The 4,269-nt window shown below is 33.0% G+C and carries 4 protein-coding genes and 1 tRNA gene; 3 read left to right on the forward strand and 2 right to left on the reverse strand.

The features are described from left to right. A partial coding sequence (locus K1X44_08805; GenBank protein ID MBX7147386.1) for an Arm DNA-binding domain-containing protein occupies nt 1-337 on the reverse strand: 337 nt, incomplete at its 3' end. A 128-nt stretch (nt 338-465) separates the two neighbouring features. Between K1X44_08805 and K1X44_08810 the strand changes: the two genes are divergently transcribed. Continuing rightward, a tRNA-Thr gene (locus tag K1X44_08810) sits at nt 466-542 on the forward strand. Nucleotides 543-643: 101 nt separating this feature from the next. Beyond that, nucleotides 644-1,999: an MBL fold metallo-hydrolase gene (locus K1X44_08815; protein ID MBX7147387.1), complete on the forward strand. Its 1,356-nt coding sequence runs from the start codon at nt 644-646 to the stop codon at nt 1,997-1,999. Nucleotides 2,000-2,040: 41 nt separating this feature from the next. Here the strand turns inward: K1X44_08815 and K1X44_08820 are convergent, their stop codons facing one another. Further along, complete coding sequence (locus K1X44_08820) at nt 2,041-3,078, reverse strand: zinc-dependent alcohol dehydrogenase family protein (GenBank protein ID MBX7147388.1); 1,038 nt, start codon at nt 3,076-3,078, stop codon at nt 2,041-2,043. Nucleotides 3,079-3,205: 127 nt separating this feature from the next. Between K1X44_08820 and K1X44_08825 the strand changes: the two genes are divergently transcribed. Further along, on the forward strand, nt 3,206-4,269 hold a 1,064-nt coding region (locus tag K1X44_08825), incomplete at its 3' end, for a CoA-binding protein (protein ID MBX7147389.1).

Here is a 4,269-nt window from a genome sequence, read left to right on the forward strand (position 1 = left end):
TTACACCTTCTTTAAGATAAAGTGAGCATAAATCTTTAACTTTTAAAGCATTTTTTGATTTTATTTTATCTTCAACTGGATCTTCCCCATCTAATATACGTGCCAAAATTTTTTGAGCTTTTATTCGTGCTTCTTCAGCCGATATAAGAGTATGAGGCCCAATGGTTAATCTTTTGCTAGTAAAATCTTGGTTTCTTTTACGATATTGAAGAATATAACTTTTATGGCCTGAAGGTTTTACCCTTATTCCAAAACGTGGGAGCTGTTCATCCCAAATAATTATATCTTTAGAATTAGGATTAAGAGATTCAACAAAACGTTTTGTTAACTTTACCATTTTATAATCCAGGTAAGCATGGGGTAAGCAATAGGAAATAAAAATCCACTATTAATAATAATTTATGTTAACATCAATATAGCTTGAAAGTCTAGAAAAATAGCCAAAATTTAAATCTTGTGAATAATAATTAAATAGGATAAAAATAATGAACTTACCCTTGGTAAGGGTGGGGTCGATAGTTCAATTCTATTCGGCGGCACCATTTAAGCTTTTTTGAACCATTTAAAATAACGACACATTTTTAATAACATCTATATTGTTCTTGATTTTATAAGAATAATATAAGTTTATCAGAGCAATATAATGAAATTAACTTTTTTAGGAGCAACAGAAACGGTAACAGGTTCTAAATATTTACTTGAATCTGCTAATCAAAAAATTTTAATTGATTGTGGTTTATTCCAAGGGCGTAAAGAATTACGTTTACGCAATTGGGGAGTTTTACCAATCAAATCTATTAATATTAATGCCGTGCTGCTTACCCATGCCCATTTGGACCATAGTGGTTATATACCAAAATTAGTTAATCTTGGGTTTAGCGGTTCTATTTATTGTACAGAAGCAACTTATGATTTGTGTAAGATTTTATTACCTGATTCAGGTTATTTGCAAGAAGAAGATGCCAATGCGGCAAACCGGCATGGCTGGTCAAAACATCATCCGGCATTACCACTTTATACCGAAGAAGAAGCTAAAAATAGTCTTCAATATTTTCGGCCTATAGCTTTTGGCCAATCTTATAATTTACATGATGAATTAAGTTTTTCGTTTCATCGTGCTGGTCATATATTGGGAGCATCTTTTATTCGTTTGAATAATGGTCAAACGAATATTTTATTTTCTGGTGATATTGGTCGTTTGCATAATCCCGTAATGAAGCCCCCAGCACAAATACAAGAAATTGATTATCTTGTACTAGAATCCACATATGGTAATAGACTTCATGATAAAGATGACCCGATTGATGATATAGAAAAAATTGTTCTTCAAACCATTAATCGTGGGGGGACCTTGTTAATCCCTTCTTTTGCAGTTGGTAGGGCACAAATATTACTTTACTATTTTTATATATTAAAACAAGAAAAACGTATTCCTGATGTACCTATATATTTGGATAGCCCTATGGCAATTGATGCAACAGAACTTTTACATAAACATATGAATGATCATCGTTTGTCATATGAAGAATGTAAATCTGTGTGCACAATACCTCAATATACACGTACTACGGAAGAATCAAAAGCTATCAATAAAAATAATATCCCTAAAATTATTATATCATCTAGTGGTATGGCAACGGGAGGCCGTATTTTACATCATTTAAAACATTATTTAGGTGATAGTAAAAACACAATTTTATTATCTGGATTTCAAGCGGAAGGTACACGTGGTGATAGGTTAGCCCGAGGTGAAAATGAAATTAAAATTCATGGGAATATGTGGCCAGTAAAAGCTAAAATTATTAAACTTGATAATATGTCTGCTCATGCAGATTATGGTGAAATTCTGATATGGTTAAAAAATTTTCGTAAACCTATTAAAAAGGTATTTATTACTCATGGTGAAATTGAAGCAGCCCAATCATTAAAACAGAAAATTGAAAAAGAGTTCAAATGGGAGGTTGTAATTCCCACCTATATGCAAACAGAAGAATTATAGCATACAGATATTTTATGATATCTGTATGCTATTTATTTTGATTACACCTCGATAATGACTTTTAATGCATGTGTTTGCGATGCAGATTGAAAAGTTTCATATGCTTCTAAAACTTTATCTAAAGAGAAACGATGGGTAATCAATTGCTTGGGGTTGAGTTTATTAGATTGTACAGTTTGTAATAATGTTGATGTAGTTACAGTATCCACTAGTCTGGTTGTAATAGTAATATTATGACTCCATAGTTTTTCAAGATGAAGATCGGCTTTAACGCCGTGTACACCAATGTTAGCTATAATACCACCCGGGGCAATAATATCTTCACACATTACAAAGGTAGCTGGGATCCCAACAGCTTCAATTGCTACATCAACACCAATATTATCTGTCATTTGCATAAGTTTTTTAACACCATCTTCTTTTTTTGTATTAATAACTGATGTAGCACCAAATTTTTTTGCGATGTTTAAACGATTATCGTCAATATCAATCATAATAATTTCAGCAGGCGAATAAAATTGTGCTGTTAAGAGTGTAGCCAGACCAATGGGTCCTGAACCTACTATTGCAACTTTATCACCTGGTTTAATTTTTCCATTAAGCACCCCACATTCAAAACCAGTTGGAAATATATCACTGAGCATAACTAATGCTTCTTCGTCAACATTTGCAGGAATTTTATAAAGACTTGTGTCTGCATGAGGAATGCGGACATATTCTGCTTGGGTACCATCAATGCGATGACCTAAAATCCAACCTCCATCTATACAATGAGAATACATACCCTTGCGGCAGTAATGGCATTTACCACAAGAAGTAATACAAGAAATTAACACATGGTCACCCACTTTTAGCGAGGTAACATTAGAACCAGTTTTTTCTATAATACCAACACCTTCATGTCCTAAAACGCGGCCTGGCTCGCAAGTGGGTACATCACCTTTTAGAATATGGAGATCTGTTCCACAAATTGTTGTTTTTGTTATTTTAACAATAGCATCTGTTGGATTTTTAATTTCTGGTTTTGGTCTTTCATCTAATTTTTTTTTACCTGGTCCTTGATAAATTAATGCTTTCATATTTGTAAATCCTTCTGGTTAATAAGAAATACTAAACATAATATTAATTTAAAATGTTTGATTTAAATCAAATGGTATAAATAAAATATAATTTATAGTATCATTAATTAATATAGAAAGATTACTTTTGACTATTTCTAATTTAGATAAAATATTTCATCCATCTTCTATTGTACTCATAGGGGCCAGTGATGAAATAAATACAGTAGGCAAGACCGTAACAAATAATTTATTACAAGCTGGATTTTTAGGGAAATTTTGGTTTGTTAACCCCAACCATTCTATAATTGCAGGACAAAAATGTTGGTCTAATGTTAAAGATTTACCTATTATACCAGATCTTGCCATTATAGCGACACCACCAAAAACTATTCCATTGCTTATTGATGAACTTGCTCAAAAAGGTATTAAAGCTGCTGTTATTATATCGGCTGGGATTGATACGAATATGCAAAAGTCCATCTTGGCAATTGCAAAACCTTATTGCTTTAGAATTATAGGACCAAATTGCTTTGGTTTAATGGTCCCACCATTGGGTTTAAATGCAAGTTTTTCTCATCTTAATCCTTTAAATGGAGAGCTAGCATTTATTTCGCAATCTGGTGCTATTATAGGTGCGATGATTGGTTGGTCTATAAATCGTAAGATTGGCTTTTCGCATATTGTCTCATTAGGTAATATGATGGATATTGATGTAGGTGATATATTAGATTATCTAGTGATGGATCCTCAAACTAAAGTAATAATTCTTTATTTAGAACACATTACTCATCCAAGAAAATTTATGTCTGCAGCTCGTGCAGCGGCCCAAATTAAACCTATTGTTGTTATAAAGTCTGGTAGGCATACAGAAGGAGCTAGGGCAGCTGCTTCTCATACAGGTGCTTTATCAGGTGCAGATATAGTTTATGATTCAGTTTTTAGACGTGTAGGCATAATTCGTGTTACAGATCTTGAAGAACTTTTTGATGCTGCTGAAATTTTAAGTCGCAGTCGCCCCTTATCTTGTGAACATCTTACTATTTTAACAAATGGTGGTGGGGCAGGCGTTCTAGCTGTGGATCGTCTTATTGATTATGGCGGTAAACTTGCTTGTTTAGGTTCCAAAACAATTCAGAAGCTTAATACATATTTACCATCTAATTGGTCTCGTACAAACCCAATTGATATCATTGGTGATGCAAACCCTGA

The organism is Alphaproteobacteria bacterium, assembly GCA_019695395.1.
Classification (GTDB): domain Bacteria; phylum Pseudomonadota; class Alphaproteobacteria; order JAEUKQ01; family JAIBAD01; genus JAIBAD01.

What these genes read in the sequence shown, in the direction of transcription:
- K1X44_08815 (MBX7147387.1), top strand. Translation starts at nt 644, where the DNA reads ATGAAATTAACTTTTTTAGGAGCAACAGAAACGGTAACAGGTTCTAAA.
- K1X44_08820 (MBX7147388.1), bottom strand. Translation starts at nt 3,078, where the DNA reads ATGAAAGCATTAATTTATCAAGGACCAGGTAAAAAAAAATTAGATGAA.